This window comes from Corynebacterium sp. TUM25020, from assembly GCF_056388495.1.
Genome location: NZ_JBWJFG010000002.1, coordinates 59,030 through 77,663, shown reverse-complemented (window position 1 = coordinate 77,663; position 18,634 = coordinate 59,030). Strand labels below are relative to the sequence as shown.

Below are 18,634 nucleotides of genomic sequence, written 5' to 3'. Positions count from 1 at the left end.
TATCCCCCATGATCCACCTCAATGGGGGCACCACGTGGGGCATAAAAGGGGCAAGAAAAGACATAAGACTACAACTATTTCCCCAAAGAACGGGTAATGTGGCGTGAGACACAAGGTTAGTGCTTTGTGTGTACAAATCACTAACAAATCACTGTCGAGAACGATAGGAAATAGGACTGACATGACCAGTAACACTGGCGCCCCAGAGGCATTCATTTACGACGCCGTCCGCACCCCGCGTGGTAAGGGCAAGCCGGGCGGCTCCCTGCACACCGCAAAGCCCGTCGACCTGCTCTCCGGTCTGATCGAGGCAATCATTGAGCGCAACCCGGGCATCGACCCTAACCGCATCAGTGACGTCATCGCTGGCTGTGTCACCCCCGTCGGCGACCAGGGCATGGATATCGCCCGCACCGCCGCACTGAACGCCGGCCTGCCGTACACCGCCACCGGCCTCCAGGTGAACCGCTACTGCGCCTCCGGCCTGACCGCCGTGAACCTTGGCGCCCAGAAGATCCGCTCCGGCTGGGACGACCTGGTCTTCGTCGGTGGCGTGGAGTCCATGTCCCGCGTCCCAATGGGTTCCGACGGCGGCGCCCTGGCCATGGATCCGGCCTCCAACTTCTACAACGACTTCATCCCTCAGGGCATCTCCGCTGACATCATCGCCAGCCTGGACGGCCTGACCCGCGAGGATCTGGACACCTTCGCAGCTCGATCCCACGAGCGCGCATCCAAGGCCTGGGAAGAAGGCCGCTTCGACCGCACCGTCGTTCCGGTGAAGGATCAGAACGGCGTGACCCTGCTGGACCGCGACGAGACCATCCGCCCCGGCACCACCGTCGAGGGTCTGTCTGGCCTGAAGCCCGCCTTCGCCATGATCGGCGACCAGGGTGGTTTCGACGCTGTCGCACAGACCAAGTACCCGCAGCTGGAGCGCATCAACCACCTGCACCACGCAGGTAACTCCTCCGGCATCGTCGACGGCGCAGCCCTGCTGGCCATCGGTTCCGAGCAGGCCGGTAAGGACTTCGACCTGACCCCGCGTGCCCGCGTTGTCTCCGTCGCTACTTCCGGTGTGGAGCCGACCATCATGCTGACCGCCCCGGCCCCAGCTTCCCGCGCCGCTCTGGCCAAGGCGGGCCTGAAGCCCGAGGACATCGACATCTGGGAGATCAACGAGGCATTCTCCTCCGTCGTCCTGCGTGCACAGCGCGAGCTGAACATTCCGGACGAGAAGCTGAACGTCTCCGGTGGCGCCATCGCCATGGGTCACCCGCTCGGCGCCACCGGCGCGATCATCACCGGTACCGCTGTCGACGAGCTGCACCGCACCGGCGGTCGCTACGCCCTGATCACCCTCTGTGTCGCAGCTGGCATGGGTGTGGCCACGATCATCGAGCGCGTCTAACCGACCTTCCCGCAGACCAAAACACAAGAAACACTCAATTTTCCTCTGACAACCTCCCGCGGACGCAAGCGTGAGGGCGTCAATACATAAAACAAGGAGCATCACACATGAGCATGTTCAAGTGGGACCAGGATGGCGACGGCATCGTAACCATCACCATGGACGACCCGAACCAGCCGGTCAACACCATGAACGACACCTTCCAGGGCGAGCTGCCTGAGCTGGTGGAGAAGCTGCAGGGCGCAGTGGAATCCGGCGAGGCCAAGGGTGTGGTCATTACCTCCGCGAAGAAGACCTTCTTCGCAGGTGGCGACATCAAGTCGATGATCAAGTCCACCCCGGAAGACGCAGAAGCAATCACCAAGCAGATCGACGGCATGAAGGCCGGCCTGCGCGCCATCGAGACCCTCGGCGTGCCGGTTGTCGCCGCCATCAACGGTGCGGCTCTCGGCGGTGGCCTGGAGATCGCGCTGGCTACCCACCACCGCATTGCTTCTGACGCCAAAGGCCTGAAGGTTGGCCTGCCAGAGGTCACCCTGGGTCTGCTGCCCGGTGGCGGCGGTGTGACCCGCGTGGTTCGCATGCTGGGTCTGCAGGACGCACTGATGAAGGTCCTGACCACCGGACGCCAGTTCCGTGCAGAGGACGCACTGAAGACCGGCTTGATCGACGAAATCGTCCCGGCTGACCAGCTGGTCGACGCTGCGAAGAAGTGGATCAAGGAGAACCCGGAAGCTACCCAGCCATGGGACCAGAAGGGCTTCAAGATCCCGGGTGGTACCCCGACCAGCCCGAAGCTGGCACAGTTCCTGCCCTCCTTCCCGGCTAACGTGACCAAGCAGATCAAGGGCGCACCGATGCCGGCACCGAAGGCCATCCTGAAGGCCGCCGTTGAGGGCGCACAGCTGAAGAACATCGAAGAGGCCACGGCCGTAGAGACCCGTTACTTCGTGGAGCTGGTCACCGGCACGACCTCCAAGAACATGATGCAGGCATTCTTCTTCGACCTGCAGTACTGCAACGGTGGCGGCCAGCGCCCCAAGGACGTCGAGAAGAAGCAGTTCAAGAAGCTGGGCATGGTTGGTGCCGGCATGATGGGCGCAGCGATCGCCTACGTGGCAGCAAAGGCTGGCATGGAGGTTGTGCTGAAGGACATCAAGATGGAAGCTGCCGAGAAGGGCAAGTCCTACTCTGAAGGCCTGGAAGCTAAGGCACTGAAGCGCGGCAAGACCACCGAGGAGAAGTCCAAGGCTCTGCTGGATCGCATCAAGCCTTCCGTCGACTACGCTGACCTGTCCGACTGCGACATTGTGATCGAGGCCGTGTTCGAAAACACCGAGCTGAAGCACAAGGTATGGGCAGAGATCGAGGCTGCCGTGCCGGAGGATTGTGTGCTGGGCTCCAACACCTCTACCCTGCCGATTACCGAACTGGCTACGGGTGTAAAGCGCCCGAAGGACTTCATCGGCATCCACTTCTTCTCCCCGGTCGACAAGATGCCGCTGGTGGAGATCATCAAGGGCGAGGAGACCTCCGACGAGACCCTGGCTGCGGCCCTGGACTTCACCGGCCAGATCCGCAAGACCCCGATCGTCGTCAACGACTCCCGTGGCTTCTACACCTCCCGCGTTATCGGCTTCTTCCTGAACGAGGCTATGCGCATGCTGGCTGAGGGCATCGACCCGGCCGTGATCGAGGCCGCTGGCCGCCAGGCCGGCTACCCGGCACCGCCGCTGCAGCTGCAGGACGAGCTGAACCTGAAGCTGGCCCGCAAGATCGGCGCCGAGACCAAGGCAGCTCAGGAGGCCGCTGGCCTGACCGTCGACGACGGTGGCGTGACCGAGATCGTGGACAAGATGCTGGACGAGTACGACCGCCCGGGCAAGCTCGAGGGCAAGGGCTTCTACGAGTACAACGAGGAAGGCCGCCGCACCGGCCTGTGGCGCGGCCTGTGGGACGAGCTGGGCGCTGGCAAGGTGAAGGTCGCCGACGCCGAGTCCACCGTTGCTGGCCACGGCCTGGATTCTGCCACCGTTGGCGCTGCCAAGAAGGCTGCTGCTGATTCCACCGGCGTATCCGCTGGCTCCAACGTTCCGGCTGACGCACCGGCCTTCATCGACCTGGTCGAGCGCCCGCTGTTCGCCGAGGCTCTGGAAACCCAGAAGTGCATCGACGAGGGCGTGCTGACCTCCGATGCGGATGCCAACATCGGCTCCATCATGGGTATCGGCTTCCCAGCATGGACCGGTGGTACCCGTCAGTACATCAAGAACTACGACCGCCCGGCCGCTGCTGTTCTGCCTGAGGGCAAGGTGGCAGACCGCGACGGTGGCGACTACCCGACCCGCGGCGTTGCAGGCTTCGTTGCCCGCGCCGAAGAGCTGGCCGCCAAGTACGGCGAGCGCTTCACTCCGCTGGAGTCGCTGAAGAAGTAGTTCTTCCTCCCCTTTTAGGTAATAGTCCCGGTTAATGGTTCCGCGGAGCCATTAATCGGGGCTAGTCTTTTACCTCTGTCTTGTGCAGCTGCTCGTCTAGATCCTCCGGATCCAGGTTCGCCTGCGAGAACGCGCTGGTCAACGGTAGTCGCAGCTCCAGGTCAGTTCCAGGGCACAGTTCGATCTTGCCCTCCTCCAGGGTGAAATCCAGCACATGCCCGCCGACGGTGCGCGAGTCGTCGATGAAGTGCACGTGGCAGCCGGGAACAGAGATCCCCTTTTCGTAGACCGGTGTGCGGAAGCCCGCGATAATGCCCGTCACGTCGGTGAAGTGCTGCTCGGCGTCATCCTCCGTGACCTGCACCATCGGCCGATACGGCGGTTCCTGCTTGATTACGGTGCGCGTCACCACGCTACTAAAATGCCCGGTAATGCGGACGGCGTACATGTAATTCGAAGAGGGAGTCATGCCGTCGATGAACTTCGATAGATCCGCGCGACGGATATTCTCCGGCGCACGGCGCCGGATGCGGGGTACGAAGTTGGTGGCCACGGCATAAGGGCTACAGGTCTCCAGATCCGCGCGGGTGGCGGTGCCGTCGTGGCGCAGCTGATAGCAAACGCCGTCGATGATCACCATCTCGCCATCCAATGCGTCGAATGTTCCGAGCCCGAAGTTGCCCTTGCCCAGCAGCTCTCCGACGGTCATCTCGCCGTCGTAAATACCGTCCAGGAGGGCGGTCATCAGGGAATTCTGAAAGATTGTGTGCCTGGTTACCGGTGAATCGCTCATGCCCCCATTGTTGCTGGAGCCACCGGCCATTCGCTTTTTGGTGACGCCACTCATTCCCCAGGCACCCCGAAGCGGGGGAGACTAGCAGCCCTTCTTCACGGTAATCGTCCAACCGGCGTCGGTGGTCTGCTCAAAGTTCGTGACCTCATGGCCATCGTTGGCAGCCCATCGTGGGATGGCGTCCGTCGCCTGGGTGCAGTCGAAATCGATCTGCAGTGAATCACCGACGGCAAGGTCAGACATTGCCGCCTTCGCGTCTACCAGCGGGAAAGGGCACACCGCACCGAGGGTGTCGAGCTTATAGGTTCGCTCGCCGACTAGCTGGAGGCCGTTGTCTCCCTCATCGCTTTTCGGCGCCACAGCCTCCGCCGCCGTAGATTTCCGATCTAGCAGGAGCGTTCCGGTGGTTTGGAACCCCAGCTGAGCAGCCATGGACTCGTGGTCTGCAGCACTCGTTCCAGTGCTGGTGGGATTTACGTTGCGCGGTTTGGTCTGAGTCTGGCCAGGCACCGCGTCGGTGGGTTTGAGCCACAGCTTGGAGGCAATGCCGATTCCGATGGCGATGAACAGCAGCGCAACCCATCCCTGGTAGCTGAACAGGGAGGTCTGCACCATGCCGTTGCCCACGGTGCAGCCACCCGCAGCGGACGCGCCCACACCCATCAGCACACCGCCGATAACGGAGCGGACGGCCTGTTTGGCGGAAGGAACGCGCAGCCGGAATTCTCCCGACGCCTTGGCCGCGAAGAACGCTCCTACTAGGAGGCCAAGCACCAGCATGACTCCCCAGTCGACCTTGTCTTCACCGCCAATGAGGAACTTCGACAGGTTGGACGAGGGGCTGGTAATACCCAGGCCGTCGTTACGTCCGGTCGCTGCCGACAGCGGCCATGCGAGCACTCCAAGCGCACCGATGATCGCTGCGGTCGGGTAGAAATGCCATGGCTTCTCTGCGAGTACGTGCGCCAAGCCAGTTTTCTTTGGCTTCAGCGTTGCCATCGTGGGCGCCTTAGCTTCCTGCGAAAGGAAGTGCCGGGTAAGAAAGGCCACACCGATGGCGAAGGGAATCACTAGCCACCAGACGGAGATACCTAGAGAACCGTGGATGGTGGTTATGGGCAGCTTCCAGCTTCGCAATCCCTCATTGAGGAAGTTCAGCGCGCCCCCCTTCATAGCCGCAGCGCTTCCCGCATAGAACACGAGGGCAAGCCACGAACCGATGAGGCCTTCTGCCGAGCGGTACCAGGTGCCAGACGCGCAGCCGCCGGCCAACACGATTCCTGCGCCGAACAGCAACCCACCGAGAACCACTGCTATTGGAGCAAAGGACTTGTACTCCGGAGTGATCACACCCGCAGAAGTGAGAGCGGCAAGGCCAACGGCATGTACGGCGATAACGATGAGCAGTGCGTTAAAGCCGCGCCACGTCTTGTTGAGGAAAATGTCGCGGATCATGCCGGTGACGCAGAACCGTCCGCGCTGCATAACCCAGCCAAGGACAGCACCTAAAGCTAGTCCGGTGAGAATCATGGGCTCCCCTACTCTAAATCCAAAAAGTGAACCGATCTGTCTATTTTGTTCCGGTCATAATAGCGCTCGTCACCCCTCCCCACAAAGCTATAGCGCCCAAAAGTGACCCAATAAACATTGATAACGACCCCCAACCCAATCCCATAACCCAAGACCAATGCAAACCTATAAATCGTGGATAATTTACAAAGTCGATGCTATAATGGGTGGTGGATCGCAATGGCGCCACCCGCGTTTCCTACTCGGAATCCATTTCAACTCCACAACAGAGCTGAAGAAAGTAGGTAGGCTATGGGACGACGGTTGCGAAAAACTGCCAAACAAATCCATCGAAGCCAAGCCCTTAGGAGGCACAACATGTCCCTCATCAACACCGAGATTCTGGACTTCACCAACCCCGCCTTTTTCAACGGTGAATTCACCGAAGTATCCAAGGACGACGTCCTGGGCAAGTGGTCCATCTTCTTCTTCTACCCGGGTGACTTCACCTTCGTCTGCCCCACCGAGCTGGGCGACCTGGCTGACCACTACGAGGAGCTGAAGGGTCTGGGCGTAGAGGTTTACGCCGTTTCCACCGACTCCCACTTCGTGCACAAGGCATGGCACGCAGAGTCCGATCAGGTCGGCAAGGTGAACTACTACATGCTGGGCGACTCCACCGGCCAGCTGACCAACAACTTCCAGAACATGCGCCCGAGCGCCGGCCAGGCTGACCGCGCTACCTTCCTGGTAGACCCAGAGGGCAAGATCCAGTACATCGAACAGACTGCCGAGGGTATCGGCCGCGACGCTTCCGAGCTGGTCCGCAAGGTCAAGGCTGCTAAGTACGTCGCAGAGCACCCAGGCGAGGTCTGCCCCGCCAAGTGGGAAGAGGGCGAAGACACCCTGACCCCGGGCATCGACCTGGTTGGCAAGATCTAACAAACCCTTATCCCCCGCTGCATAGAAGCGGGAAACCCACGGCGGGCAGGGCTTTCCATTTACGGATCCCGCCCGCCGTTTTTAGTGCCCCTAATAGAAAACACAACGCCTCCTCCCCCGAAGAACCCACCGTGGCGCAATACCCGATTGGGGTGGCGTCAATAGGAAGAAAGAAAGAGAGAGCCTCACATGGCTAAGCAACTTTTGGATGACAACCTGCGCAAACAACTAGGCCAACTCGTCCCGCGCATTACCGAGGACATCGAGCTGGTATACGGCCTGGATGACCGATCGGCTTCCGAAGACCTGGAGAAGTTGCTGCAGGACATCGCCGGGCTGTCCGATAAGATCACCACACGCCGCGACGACGAAGCACACGAGCGCAAGCCCGCCTTCAGCATCGTGCGGACTGGAAGCGATATCTCCGTAACCTTCGCAGGCATTCCGATGGGCCACGAGTTCAGCTCCCTGGTACTGGCGCTGCTGCAGGTCGGCGGCAACCCGGTCAAGGAAGACCAAGACCTCATTGAGCAGGTAAAGAACCTGGACGGCGACTACGAGTTCGTGACCTACATGTCCCTGACCTGCCAGAACTGCCCGACCGTCGTGCAGGCGCTGAACACCATGGCAGTGCTGAACCCGCGCATCAAGCACACCGCGGTGGAGGGCTCGCTGTTCCAGGACGAAGTCAAGGAGAACAACGTCCTGGCCGTGCCGACCATCTACCTGAACGGCGAGGAGTTCGGCCAGGGCCGCACCACCATCGAGGACTTCGTGCGCAAACTGGACACTGGTTCCGCCGCGCGCGAGGCGAAGAAGCTGAACGAGAAGGACGCCTACGAGGTGCTGGTCGTTGGCCAGGGCCCGGCCGGTGCAGCGGCCTCCATCTACGTCGCCCGCAAGGGTCTGAGCGTAGGCCTGATCGGCGAGCGCTTCGGCGGCCAGGTGCTGGACACGAACTCCATCGAGAACTTCATCTCCGTGCCCTCCACCGAAGGCCCGAAGCTGGCGGCGGAGTTCGAGGAGCACGTCGGCCAGTACGACATCGATGTTGTGAAGTCTCAGTCCGCCACGGGCCTGACCCCCGCCACCGAGGAGGGTGGCCTGCACACCGTTCACTTTGGGGATGACGCCACCCTGCGCGCCCGTGCCCTGATTATTGCTACGGGCGCACAGTGGCGAACCCTGGGCGTTCCAGGCGAGGAGGAGTACCGCAACAAGGGTGTGACCTTCTGCCCGCACTGCGATGGCCCACTGTTCAAGGGGAAGCCAGTTGCCGTGATCGGTGGCGGAAACTCGGGTATCGAGGCTGCGCTGGACCTTGCAGGTGTGGTGAAGCACGTGACGGTGCTGGAGTTCGGCGAGGCCTGCCGTGCCGATGACATCCTGATGGAGCGCGTGAAGGAGACTGCGAACATCGACGTGATCACCTCCGCCGCTACCACGGAAATTGTGGGTGACGGCAAGAACGTCACGGGTCTGAAGTACACCGACCGGACCAATGACGAAGAGAAGTCGCTGGAGATTTCCGGTGTATTCATCCAAATCGGCCTGGTGCCGAATACCCAGTGGCTGGGCGAATCCGGCCTGGAGCTAAACAAGATGGGTGAGATTGTGGTGGACGAGCACAATGCCACCAGCATCCCCGGCGTTTATGCTGCTGGCGACTGCACCGCCGTGCCTTTCAAGCAGATTGTGATTGCTCAGGGGGCCGGCGCGAACGCGGGCTTGGGCGCCTGGCAGTACACGGTGACTGCGCCGAAGGCCTAGGGACTGGGTGCGCCGAAGGCCTAGCTGGTCTGACGGCGCGGTCTGGCTGCGCAGCCTGGCGGTAACTGCTGCGTGGCGGGGCTGCGCGACCTGGCGGTAACCGCTGCGCGCCACACCAGTCCCATCAGCCCCACTGAGCTATCTACCCCCCTCCAATAATGGAAATGGGCAGCGACTCAAGGGTGGCGAAGCGGGGTGTTGGCTCAAATGTCGCTAGAACGAGAATACGTTACTGCGAATAATTTGCATTACCACAAAACCGCAGTTCAGAGACCTGCAGCCGGTCAGGGGACCATGGCGCATGGTTGCACATTCCCGTTCTAACGACATTTCCGATTCTGTAGCCCCTCCACACACCCGGAACACCCCTCTGCAGAACAGGTTTTTATCCACCGCGGAGCTCCCCCCAGCCGCAAAGAGCCAACATCTCTCGCTACAGGGAGCCAGTTTGACTGCGTCACGGGGTGCCGGGTTGCGCTTTGTGGGCTACCTATTTGCCAGTCTCGGCAATCTTCCTGATAGTCGCGAGCGTTTCGGGAATCCCCGCCAGGGCAGCTTCGCGGCGCTTCTCCGCTTCCGATTCGCCCTGGTCACCCCACTTCTTGAAGAATGCAGCTCGGCCGGCCTCGTGAAAATTCCAATCCTCATAGAGTCGCGTACGCATGCCCGCACCGTTGCCCGCAGCCCCACCGAGCAGCTCCACACGGTAGCCCCAGCGCACGAAACCGCCAGGCTGAGCATCCGGCCCAACCACCCATGCGAATTCGTGCGGGCGATCCGCTGCTACAACTTGGGATACTGTTTCCCAGGTACGCTCGGACGTTTCGTTGGTTCCCTTGAAACGACTCCCCACCTGGCCAGGTTCACCCAGCCACTCGCAGCGCTTACACGTTGGCGACCATTCTCCGGTGCGGGTGACATCGGAGATTAGCTCATAGACTTCCTCCGGTGTGGCATCGATATCAATGAAATCGCTAACCACCCATCGGCTGACCTGCTGTGATTGCTGGTCATGCCGAGTCTGATCTTCTGCGGTCTGATCTTCGGTGCTCATGCCTCCCAGACTAGAGCACCGGGGACTTCGAGACTGGCGCTTTAGTCAACGCGCGAGCACTGGTTCGAGCAACACACTTCTTTAGTCGTTCCAGACCTGCACAGCACCTTCGTGACCAGTCATTACGACTGTCACGATCACTGCAATCGCAGCAATCACAGCAACGACGCGCAGCACATTGGCCAGCCAAGTAGGCAGAAAAGCGAAGCGGTCGACAAGGAAGAACCCGACAACTGCAACAAACAACACAATCACACTGACAATGAGGAAATTCGCGTACTCCGCATGCTTTGCGAGCGGTCCTGGATCACCTTCAGAAAAGCCCTGCATTTCTAGCAAAGCTTCGCCAGATACACGCGCCAGCCAGGTGAATGGCAAAGCCAGAAGGTTTGTGGCGACAGCGCCGCGGACGATGGTCTTACTCTGCGGGCGAAAACCCACGCAATACTGAAGATCGCAGCAAGTGGTGCAAATACCACTGCGGCGTGGATAAACAGAGAGTGACCGGGTACCCCGGCAATCGTTGAAAACGATTCCACAAGTATCCGCACTAGTTTTGTTAGCCGCAAGCAATCACATGCTGCCCTAACTGAGCTAATCCTCGCGTTACTTCACAGCAAAGGGTGCCGGGAGAGTTTCTCTCCCGGCACCCTTTGCTCGGAAGCGTCTAGTGGACGCAAGCGCAAACCACGTGCGCTAGGGCACAGCTACTTCGCAGCCTGCACGCGATCCTTGAGACCATTGAACTCGTCCCAGACCTCGGACGGAACCTTCGGACCGAGGAACTTCAGCCATTCCTCGTTGTCCGCCAGGTCGCGCTCCCAATCAGCTGGGTTCACCGCCAGCGCCTCGCGGATGTCCTCCTCGGTCTCCTTCAGGCCATCGGTGTAGATGTCCTCATAGCGAGCGGTGTAGCCAACGACGGTCTCGTCAGCCTCAACGCGCCCCTCGATGCGGTCGATGATCCACTTCAGCACGCGAGAGTTCTCGCCGAAGCCCGGCCACAGGAAGCGGCCGTCCTCGCCACGGCGGAACCAGTTGACCAGGAAGACCTCCGGCATCTTGTCGCCGCCCTTGTTGCCCATATCGATCCAGTGCTGCAGGTAGTCACCGGCGTTGTAGCCGATGAACGGCAGCATAGCCATCGGGTCGTGGCGCAGGGAGCCCACAGCAGCCTCGGCAGCAGCGGCAGTCTGGCCGGAAGCCAGAGTAGCGCCGATGAAGGTGGCGTGGTTCCAGTCGCGTGCCTGGGTAACCAGCGGCACGGTGTCCGCACGGCGACCGCCGAACAGGATGGCGGAAACCGGCACACCCTTCGGGTCGTTGAACTCCGGTGCGGCAACCGGGCACTGCTCGATTGGCACGCAGTAGCGGGAGTTCGGGTGTGCGGCCTTGTTGCCGGAATCCGGGGTCCAGTCGTTACCCAGCCAGTCAATGAGGTGCTGCGGCTCGCCCTCCTTGGACTCCCACCACACGTTGTTGTCGTCGGTCAGGGCAACGTTGGTGTACAGGGTGTTGCCCGGCTCCATGGACTTCATTGCCATCGGGTTGGAGGCGTAGTTGGTACCCGGTGCCACGCCGAAGAAGCCGTTCTCCGGGTTCACCGCGTACAGGCGACCGTCCTCGCCGAAGTGCAGCCATGCAATGTCGTCGCCGACGACCTCTGCGCGCCAGCCCGGGATGGTCGGCTGGATCATGGCCAGGTTGGTCTTGCCACAAGCAGATGGGAAAGCTGCGCAGATGTAGTAAGCCTTGTCCTCCGGGCTGATCAGCTTCAGGATCAGCATGTGCTCGGCCATCCAGCCCTCGTCACGTGCCATAGCCGAGGCGATGCGCAGGGCGTAGCACTTCTTAGCCAAGATGGCGTTACCACCGTAGCCAGAGCCAAAGGACCAGATCTCACGATCCTCAGGGAACTGGGTGATGTACTTCGTGTCGTTGCACGGCCAAGTCGAATCTTCCTCGCCGGGCTCCAGCGGAGCACCTACAGAGTGCAGCCCCTTAACGAACTCGCCGTTCTCACCGATCTTATCCAGCGCTTCCTTACCCATGCGGGTCATAATGCGCATGGACATAACCACGTACGGGGAGTCCGTAATCTCGATACCCAGCTTCGGAGACGGATCGGTAATCGGACCCATGCAGAAGGGCACGATGTACATACGACGCCCCTTCATGGAGCCGGAGAAGTGCTCGCGCATCTCCGCACGCATCTGCTCCGGATCCATCCAGTTGTTGGTGGGACCTGCGCCTTCCTCGGTCTTGGAGCAGATAAAGGTGCGGGACTCCACACGCGCAACGTCAGACGGGTTGGAGCGAGCCAGGAAGGAGTTCGGCTGCGCCTTTTCGTCCAGCTTGATCAGGGTACCCTGCTCAACCAGCTGCTCTGCCAGCTGATTCCACTCCTCCTCGGAGCCGTCACAGAACACGACTGATTCTGGCTGAAAAAGCTCCACGGCCTCCTCGATCCAGTTCAGCATTTCCTGGTTCTTGGTGGGCGCCTCGCCGACAAGTCCTCGAATGGTCATCGATATTCTCCCTACGTTATTTCTTCCCACAACCCGACTTAGCCGTCCGTATGTTTAAAACGTCCAGTTCAAACCCCGGCTGCATTCACCTAAAGTCTACTAAATCCTGTGGTTCTTGGGCGTTCGATATAGCTGCTATCTGTAATTTTCCGGGCCTGCACTACGGCACAAGAGCCCCTTATGCCTCCAGACTATCGCGAAGCAACGCGGCGATGTTTTGGTTCCACACGGAGTGGACGCAGGTCACACCCTCACTAACCCCATTGCCCCCGATCAACGCATTTCCAAGCATCCGTTTCCCAACGAGACCTCCCCGGATTGGGGGTGTCGCTGTTGCCTCTTGATGACGCCCCCTCCGCCTCCGCGGGCTCTATCCACCGCCAGGCTGACCATTGTCCGTCATAGGAGACTGAGGAAACATAATCCACCTTGCCGTCACCATCCGTATCAGAAAGGATGCTCATCCCCTGGTCGTCGGCAATCGTGACGGACTCTTCCACTCCAGTGCTATAAGCTCCACCGGCCCCGCTGTATCCTTCACTGGTTTCAGCACTGTTGGCACCGGCACCCCAACCACCGTGGCCGGGCGCCCGATTCGGGTCGTGAGCATGCGGATCGCTGAGGTTCAGCTCGTTGACGTAGTACTCACGGCCTTGGTACTCGACAGTCAGCCCGTCGCGAATCTCGCTCTCTCCGCCACCGTGCAGCTCGTTCCCGACGTGCAGCTCGTTTCCACCGATCAGATCGACCAGCGGATTCTGTGGCAGAGCCCCGCTGTTGTTGCCAATAATGTCCGCGTAATCGCCCGCACCGTCAAGGCTGAGGCCATCCCCTGGAAAATCACTCATGTCCATCCCTCCATATTCACCCCTGCATTTTCATTAGCGATTCACTTGCGCGTCTTTATTGCCAGTTCGCGGATTCGAGGTGCGACCGGCGGAACCTCTAGCCGGGCGACCACCTCCGTCACCACCGTTGCCCAGTGGGTTCGCAGAGCCACACCCTCCTTGGCAACCCGGACTCGCAGCGCTGCGGATCGCTGCATTACCAGTCGCGCTCCCACCACAACCAAGGTCACGAACACTCCCACAAGGATTCCGGCAATTACGCCAAATAACCTGCCGACCATGGTGCCCAAACCCAGCCCGGCTGCCAGCCCAGCGGCGGCAGCCAACACCAAGCTCGCACGGGATCCCATTTCCACAGCAGGCCGGGCTGGAGCCTCCGCCTGTGCCTCCGGAAGCGCCGGGAACAACACACCTTGTTCCAATACCGCCAGCCGCAGCCGCGCCATAAACACCGCGTGCCGGTGCGCAAAACCTGCAGCTCCTCCTGCGCCCGAAACGCGCCCGTTCGTATCACCGGCGCCATCCAGCACCTCCTGGGCGATCCGCGTCGCACTCAAGCGCGTAGCGATACGCACACGATCTACACGCTCGGCATCCGCTCGGCGCGCTTGCATCTCCCACTCATTTAGGTCCACCCCCAGCGTGCGGATCCATTCACACACCTCCTCCACGGTGTCACACCACACCCATCCTGGAGTATCAGCCCATTCGGACGAGGGGGCGTCACTACCAAAGGGCCACAACAGCACCACGCCCATGGCTTGTGCAACGGCCCGGGCAACCTCGCGATCCTGTTGCGTCGAGCGACCTACCGCTGCCACGACAATGTCCGGGTGCCGCTCTGGACCAGCTCCCTCGATGACCTCTAGCCTCTCCCCCGCTTCTGCCGTGCTCTCTACTCGCGCACGCAGCGCCGCAGCGCACTCGGCCACGACACGCGCGTCCGGGCCGATGACCGAAATGGTCTTCAACATGATTGTTAAGTCCCCCACTTGGCTTAAGACATTCCGCAGGCCATCTGCAAGAATGGTCGAGATGAATAATTCCGATAACACGCCAGGCAGCCTTCCCCCAGGCCGCCCACTACAAACAGAGTTTAACGACGGTCGCGACTATCCGCGACTGGGAAACTTCAGCTTCCGTCGCGGCACCCTGACCGACAACCAGGAGGCCCTATGGAACGAACACTGGCCTAAACTGGGCAAAGTCCTCGCCGACGAGGTCATTGACCTGCCCGAATGGTTTGGCCGAGAAGCTGAAACGATCGTGGAAATTGGCTCCGGAACCGGCACGTCCACCGCCGCAATGGCTCCCTTGGAAGCCGAAAAGAATATTGTTGCCGTCGAGCTTTACCGCCCTGGGCTGGCCAAACTGCTGGGCTCTGTTGTGCGCGGCGAAATCCACAATGTGCGCATGATCCGTGGCGATGGCGTGGAAGTCCTGCAGCGCATGTTCGCCCCCGAATCACTGTCCGGCGTACGCATTTACTTCCCCGATCCGTGGCCCAAGGCACGCCACCACAAGCGCCGCATCGTGCAATCCGGCACGCTGCACTTGATTGCTTCCCGCCTCAAACCCGGTGGCATTTTGCACATTGCTACCGACCACGCGGACTATGCCGAGTGGATCGACGAGCTGGTGGAGGTGGAACAGCAGCTGGAATTCCTGGGCTGGCCGGAGGATCAGTCCGACATTCCGCAACTCACAGATCGCCAGGTAATCACGAAGTTCGAGGGTAAAGGCCTGGACAAGGAGCACGTAATCCGCGAGTACCTGTGGCGGAAGAAATAGCTAACACGCCCTGATTGGTTTGCCATTCGCCCTGGTCGGATTCGTAGACTAAGGGGAACTTGAAAGGAAAGGATCACACGTTGTTTAGCTCTTGGGGCGATGTCGCTTACCGGTTCCGCCGGCTGATCCCACTGGTGATCATTGCGGCGATCCTGGTGCTGTATGTCGTCGCCGGGCTGAAACTGGCCGACCGGATGAGCCAGGAAGGTTGGGACGACCCCAACTCGCAGTCCACGAAGGCCGCGCAGATCGAGCAAGATGTTTTTGGTCGTGACGCCAACGGGGACATCATCCTGATGGTCACCAGCGATAAGCCGGGGGGTGCGACCTCGAACGAGGTGAAACAAAACATCACCCGCCAAATCGAGCAGCTGCGACAGGATCACCCCGATGAGATCGGCGGTGTGACCAGCTACTTCAACCGGGGCCCGGCTGCCATGGCCAACCCGGACGGCACCGCCGCGTTCGCTTCGATTGGGCTAAAGGGCGTAGAGGACGACGTACTAATCAACTTCCGCAAGATCGAGGATGATCTGCGGGCCATTAGCGCGCCTGACGTGGACGTCAAGATTGCTGGCGCAACGGCGGTCTCCGATTCCCTGGACGAGGGCATGGCAGGCGATATCCACCGTGCCGAGGTCTACGCACTGCCTGCCGTGGGCTTATTGCTGCTGCTCGTCTTCGGTGGATTGATCGCCGCATTCATGCCACTACTGGTCGGTGGTCTGTCGATCCTGGGCTCCATGGGCGTGCTGGCGATCCTGGCCAGCTTCACGCAGATCAACGTTTTCGCACAATCCGTTGTAACTCTGCTGGGACTGGGGCTGGCCATCGATTATGGCTTGTTCATGGTCTCCCGCTTCCGCGAAGAGATGGCAGAGGGCAATGACACCCGTACTTCCGTGCGCAACACGACTGCCACTGCAGGCAAGACGGTGGTCTTCTCCGCCGCCATGGTGGCCGTGGCGCTGTCCGGACTGTTTATCTTCCCGCAGGCGTTCTTGAAGTCCGTGGCTTTCGGTGCGATTTCTGCAGTGGGCTTGGCCGCACTGCTGTCGGTGGCTGTACTCCCCAGTATCTTTGCACTGCTCGGGCCGAATATCGACAAGTTGTCGTTCAAGAAAAAGCGCGACCGTCGTCGCTCTGAACAGGTCAATGGCATTTGGGGACGTATTCCGGCCTTTGCCATGCGCCACTCCAAGCTGTTTACGGTAGTCATCGTCGGTGGCATGTTGCTCTTGGCCGTACCGATCGCCGGCATCAAGCTGGGTGGCATGAACGAGACCTACCTGCCGCCGTCGAATCAGACGCGCGTGAACCAGGAGGAATTCACCGAGAAGTTCCCGCAGTTCCGCACCGATCCGATCAAGCTGGTTATCGAAGGCGATTCCAAGGCCGTGGGTGCGGTGTACAAGGAAGCCAATGCCATCGAGGGCCTCACCGCCCCGTTCCAGGTTTCGCGCCCAACGAAGGACGGCGTCACGGTGCTGTCCACCGGTATTACCGACCGCAAGGATAACGACCGGATCGTCAATTCCCTGGAGGACATTAACGTCGACGGCGCCAATGTGTACGTCGCGGGCACTCCGGCCTTGGAGGTCGAGTCCATCGACGCGCTGTTTGAGAAGCTGCCGTGGATGTTGCTGTACATCGTCCTCGTCAGCTTCGTGCTGATGGCTATGATTTTCGGCTCGCTGATCATCCCCGCTAAGGCCGTGATCATGAATATCCTGGGCACCGGCGCCACCCTTGGCCTGTTGACGTTGATCTTCGTCGACGGCCACGGCGCGGACATGTTTAACTTCACCGCCGGCCCGCTGACTTCGCCCGTATTGGTGCTGATCATCGCCATCGTCTTTGGGCTTTCAACCGACTACGAGGTTTTCCTGGTCTCACGCATGGTCGAAGCCCGTGCCCGCGGAGCCTCGACCGATAAGGCGATCCGCTTCGGCACAGCGACCACCGGCAGTATCATTACCGCTGCTGCGCTGATCATGATTGTGGTCTGTGGCGCCTTCGGCTTCTCGTCGATCGTGATGATGAAGTACATCGCTTTCGGAATGGTCATCGCCCTCATCCTGGACGCGACGATCATCCGCATGCTCCTTGTACCTTCCGTCATGCATCTGCTCGGCCCGGATAACTGGTGGGCCCCGCGTTGGGTCAAGCGACTTTCGGAGAAGGTCGGGCACAATGAGCAGCTGGAATCCGGATCGCACGAATCTATGCGACCACGTTCCTCCTCGCGAGTGACGGTCGCGGAGCTTTCTGGTGTGGACGCCATCGCCCCCGTGCCCGCCCAACGTCCCGGCGAGGCTCCCGCGCGTCAGCGGGATTTGCCTTTCGCAGAGTTGATGCGCCGAATGGAAAACAGCCGCAATGCCACCGACGAGACGACTGACGAAAAGACTGACAAGGCGCACCACGAGGGCGATTACTAATGCGTAGTTTGTTGCGACGTGCGGATGTCAGGGCTCTGCTCTCGCTGGCATTGATAGGCCTCATTGCCTTTCTCGCCCGGGAGCACCTGCACTTCATCGGAGAAGGCTGGCGTGCCCTTGGACACTCGGACAAACGCTGGATCGGACTGGCCGTTGCGGCATTGGCGATCTCCATGATTGCCCAGGCCGAAGTGATGGTGGTGCTGCTACGCAGCGCCGGGGTGAAGGTCAAACGCAGTAGCGTGAACTGGCTGGGACTAGCAGCAAACTCCTGGTCTGCGACCTTCCCCGGCGGGCCGGCACTGTCGGCCGCCATGATCTTCCGCGAACAGCTGAAGTGGGGAGCCACACCCGTGATCGCCAGCTGGTACATGCTGCTTTCGGGAGCTCTAGCTGGCGGTGGGATGGCAATTCTTGCCATCGGCGCGGTGTTCTTCCTGGGGCTACCAACCGTAAAACCAATGACATTGGCGCTCTCATTACTTGCAATGGTTGGTCTGGCTTTCCTGACCAACTGGGTGGCCTCCAACCCAGACAAGGTTGAGCGCTGGCTGGTTAACCGCCTGCGCACCTTCAACACGCGTCGCGGCAAGCCCGCAGATCGTTTCACCGACAAGGTGGAGGGACTTTCCCACCAGCTTTCCGCCGTCGAGCTGCCACTGTCTAAGCTCACCGCGGCTATTTCTGCCAGCCTGGGAAATTGGATCTTTGAGATTCTGTGCCTGCTGTGCTGCGTCTACGCCGTCGGTGCCACGCCGCCTATCGCCGGCGTGGTACTGGCGTTCCTCACTGCAAAGCTGGTGGGACAGGCGCAAGTAACACCCGGCGGCCTAGGCCCCGTGGACGTGGCTCTGACCAGTGCATTGGTCGGCTTCGCCACATTGACATCGGTTCAGGCATTCGGCGCCGTGATCGTCTTCCGCATGCTCAGCTTCGTGGGGCTTACCCTCGTGGGCTGGATCGTCTTTTTCGCCACCAAGATGGTTAACCCCAAAGGTGCCGATGAAAAGAAAACCGCGGAGACTGGGCGTCAAGCAGAAAAGCAAGAAGAACCCGCCGGCCCGGCACAGTAGGATACGAAGCTATGACCACCAACCGCACCTCCACAGGCG

14 protein-coding genes are annotated in these 18,634 nt (G+C 60.5%); 7 read left to right on the top strand and 7 right to left on the bottom strand.

Features of this window, described 5'->3' with window-relative positions:
• Positions 1 to 181 precede the first annotated feature (181 nt).
• Together AC05K6_RS03300 and AC05K6_RS03295 are read left to right on the top strand one after the other, a co-directional pair.
• Positions 182 to 1,411 (top strand): acetyl-CoA C-acetyltransferase, encoded by a 1,230-nt coding sequence (locus tag AC05K6_RS03300; protein WP_293790552.1) that lies wholly within the window; start codon positions 182 to 184, stop codon positions 1,409 to 1,411.
• 107 nt (positions 1,412 to 1,518) lie between these two features.
• Positions 1,519 to 3,846, top strand: a complete 2,328-nt coding sequence (locus tag AC05K6_RS03295) for a 3-hydroxyacyl-CoA dehydrogenase NAD-binding domain-containing protein (protein ID WP_476727757.1) — start codon at positions 1,519 to 1,521, stop codon at positions 3,844 to 3,846.
• Between the two features lie 61 nt (positions 3,847 to 3,907).
• On the opposite strand, the gene budA is transcribed toward AC05K6_RS03295, so the two are convergent.
• Both budA and AC05K6_RS03285 read right to left on the bottom strand, forming a co-directional pair.
• Positions 3,908 to 4,639, bottom strand: a complete 732-nt coding sequence (gene budA, locus AC05K6_RS03290) for an acetolactate decarboxylase (protein ID WP_293790546.1) — start codon at positions 4,637 to 4,639, stop codon at positions 3,908 to 3,910.
• A gap of 81 nt (positions 4,640 to 4,720) precedes the next feature.
• A complete protein-coding gene (locus AC05K6_RS03285) occupies positions 4,721 to 6,169 on the bottom strand; it encodes a YeeE/YedE thiosulfate transporter family protein (protein WP_476727756.1) in 1,449 nt (482 codons plus the stop codon).
• A gap of 357 nt (positions 6,170 to 6,526) precedes the next feature.
• Here AC05K6_RS03285 and ahpC point away from each other — a divergent pair, with 357 nt between their 5' ends.
• Positions 6,527 to 7,090 (top strand): alkyl hydroperoxide reductase subunit C, encoded by a 564-nt coding sequence (ahpC, locus tag AC05K6_RS03280; protein WP_476727755.1) that lies wholly within the window; start codon positions 6,527 to 6,529, stop codon positions 7,088 to 7,090.
• A gap of 189 nt (positions 7,091 to 7,279) precedes the next feature.
• Entirely contained in the window at positions 7,280 to 8,860 is a 1,581-nt protein-coding gene (ahpF, locus tag AC05K6_RS03275) for an alkyl hydroperoxide reductase subunit F (RefSeq protein ID WP_476727754.1), read from the top strand.
• A gap of 490 nt (positions 8,861 to 9,350) precedes the next feature.
• Here the strand turns inward: ahpF and AC05K6_RS03270 are convergent, their stop codons facing one another.
• The 5 genes from AC05K6_RS03270 to AC05K6_RS03250 form a co-directional block, all read right to left on the bottom strand.
• On the bottom strand, positions 9,351 to 9,914 hold the full coding sequence (locus tag AC05K6_RS03270; RefSeq protein WP_476727753.1) for an SRPBCC family protein: 564 nt from the start codon (positions 9,912 to 9,914) through the stop codon (positions 9,351 to 9,353).
• Between the two features lie 81 nt (positions 9,915 to 9,995).
• Positions 9,996 to 10,355, bottom strand: coding sequence for a hypothetical protein (locus tag AC05K6_RS03265; protein ID WP_476727752.1), 360 nt, complete (start codon positions 10,353 to 10,355; stop codon positions 9,996 to 9,998).
• A gap of 266 nt (positions 10,356 to 10,621) precedes the next feature.
• Positions 10,622 to 12,442, bottom strand: coding sequence for a phosphoenolpyruvate carboxykinase (GTP) (locus AC05K6_RS03260; RefSeq protein WP_293790526.1), 1,821 nt, complete (start codon positions 12,440 to 12,442; stop codon positions 10,622 to 10,624).
• A gap of 254 nt (positions 12,443 to 12,696) precedes the next feature.
• Entirely contained in the window at positions 12,697 to 13,290 is a 594-nt protein-coding gene (locus AC05K6_RS03255; RefSeq protein WP_293790524.1) for a DUF6802 family protein, read from the bottom strand.
• A 41-nt stretch (positions 13,291 to 13,331) separates the two neighbouring features.
• The gene (locus AC05K6_RS03250) at positions 13,332 to 14,264 is read right to left on the bottom strand and encodes a hypothetical protein (RefSeq protein ID WP_476727751.1); all 933 of its coding nucleotides are present in this window, start codon (positions 14,262 to 14,264) and stop codon (positions 13,332 to 13,334) included.
• Positions 14,265 to 14,316: 52 nt separating this feature from the next.
• Here AC05K6_RS03250 and trmB point away from each other — a divergent pair, with 52 nt between their 5' ends.
• The 3 genes from trmB to AC05K6_RS03235 all read left to right on the top strand — a co-directional run bounded on the left by trmB (position 14,317) and on the right by AC05K6_RS03235 (position 18,595).
• Positions 14,317 to 15,081, top strand: a complete 765-nt coding sequence (gene trmB, locus AC05K6_RS03245) for a tRNA (guanosine(46)-N7)-methyltransferase TrmB (protein ID WP_476727886.1) — start codon at positions 14,317 to 14,319, stop codon at positions 15,079 to 15,081.
• Between the two features lie 80 nt (positions 15,082 to 15,161).
• Positions 15,162 to 17,522, top strand: coding sequence for an MMPL family transporter (locus tag AC05K6_RS03240; protein WP_476727885.1), 2,361 nt, complete (start codon positions 15,162 to 15,164; stop codon positions 17,520 to 17,522).
• Positions 17,522 to 18,595, top strand: coding sequence for a lysylphosphatidylglycerol synthase transmembrane domain-containing protein (locus tag AC05K6_RS03235; RefSeq protein ID WP_476727750.1), 1,074 nt, complete (start codon positions 17,522 to 17,524; stop codon positions 18,593 to 18,595). The genes AC05K6_RS03240 and AC05K6_RS03235 overlap by 1 nt, the downstream gene beginning before the upstream one ends.
• Positions 18,596 to 18,634 lie beyond the last annotated feature (39 nt).

What these genes read in the sequence shown, in the direction of transcription:
- AC05K6_RS03300 (WP_293790552.1), top strand. Translation starts at nt 182, where the DNA reads ATGACCAGTAACACTGGCGCCCCAGAGGCATTCATTTACGACGCCGTC.
- AC05K6_RS03295 (WP_476727757.1), top strand. Translation starts at nt 1,519, where the DNA reads ATGAGCATGTTCAAGTGGGACCAGGATGGCGACGGCATCGTAACCATC.
- budA (WP_293790546.1), bottom strand. Translation starts at nt 4,639, where the DNA reads ATGAGCGATTCACCGGTAACCAGGCACACAATCTTTCAGAATTCCCTG.
- AC05K6_RS03285 (WP_476727756.1), bottom strand. Translation starts at nt 6,169, where the DNA reads ATGATTCTCACCGGACTAGCTTTAGGTGCTGTCCTTGGCTGGGTTATG.
- ahpC (WP_476727755.1), top strand. Translation starts at nt 6,527, where the DNA reads ATGTCCCTCATCAACACCGAGATTCTGGACTTCACCAACCCCGCCTTT.
- ahpF (WP_476727754.1), top strand. Translation starts at nt 7,280, where the DNA reads ATGGCTAAGCAACTTTTGGATGACAACCTGCGCAAACAACTAGGCCAA.
- AC05K6_RS03270 (WP_476727753.1), bottom strand. Translation starts at nt 9,914, where the DNA reads ATGAGCACCGAAGATCAGACCGCAGAAGATCAGACTCGGCATGACCAG.
- AC05K6_RS03260 (WP_293790526.1), bottom strand. Translation starts at nt 12,442, where the DNA reads ATGACCATTCGAGGACTTGTCGGCGAGGCGCCCACCAAGAACCAGGAA.
- AC05K6_RS03255 (WP_293790524.1), bottom strand. Translation starts at nt 13,290, where the DNA reads ATGAGTGATTTTCCAGGGGATGGCCTCAGCCTTGACGGTGCGGGCGAT.
- AC05K6_RS03250 (WP_476727751.1), bottom strand. Translation starts at nt 14,264, where the DNA reads ATGTTGAAGACCATTTCGGTCATCGGCCCGGACGCGCGTGTCGTGGCC.
- trmB (WP_476727886.1), top strand. Translation starts at nt 14,317, where the DNA reads ATGGTCGAGATGAATAATTCCGATAACACGCCAGGCAGCCTTCCCCCA.
- AC05K6_RS03235 (WP_476727750.1), top strand. Translation starts at nt 17,522, where the DNA reads ATGCGTAGTTTGTTGCGACGTGCGGATGTCAGGGCTCTGCTCTCGCTG.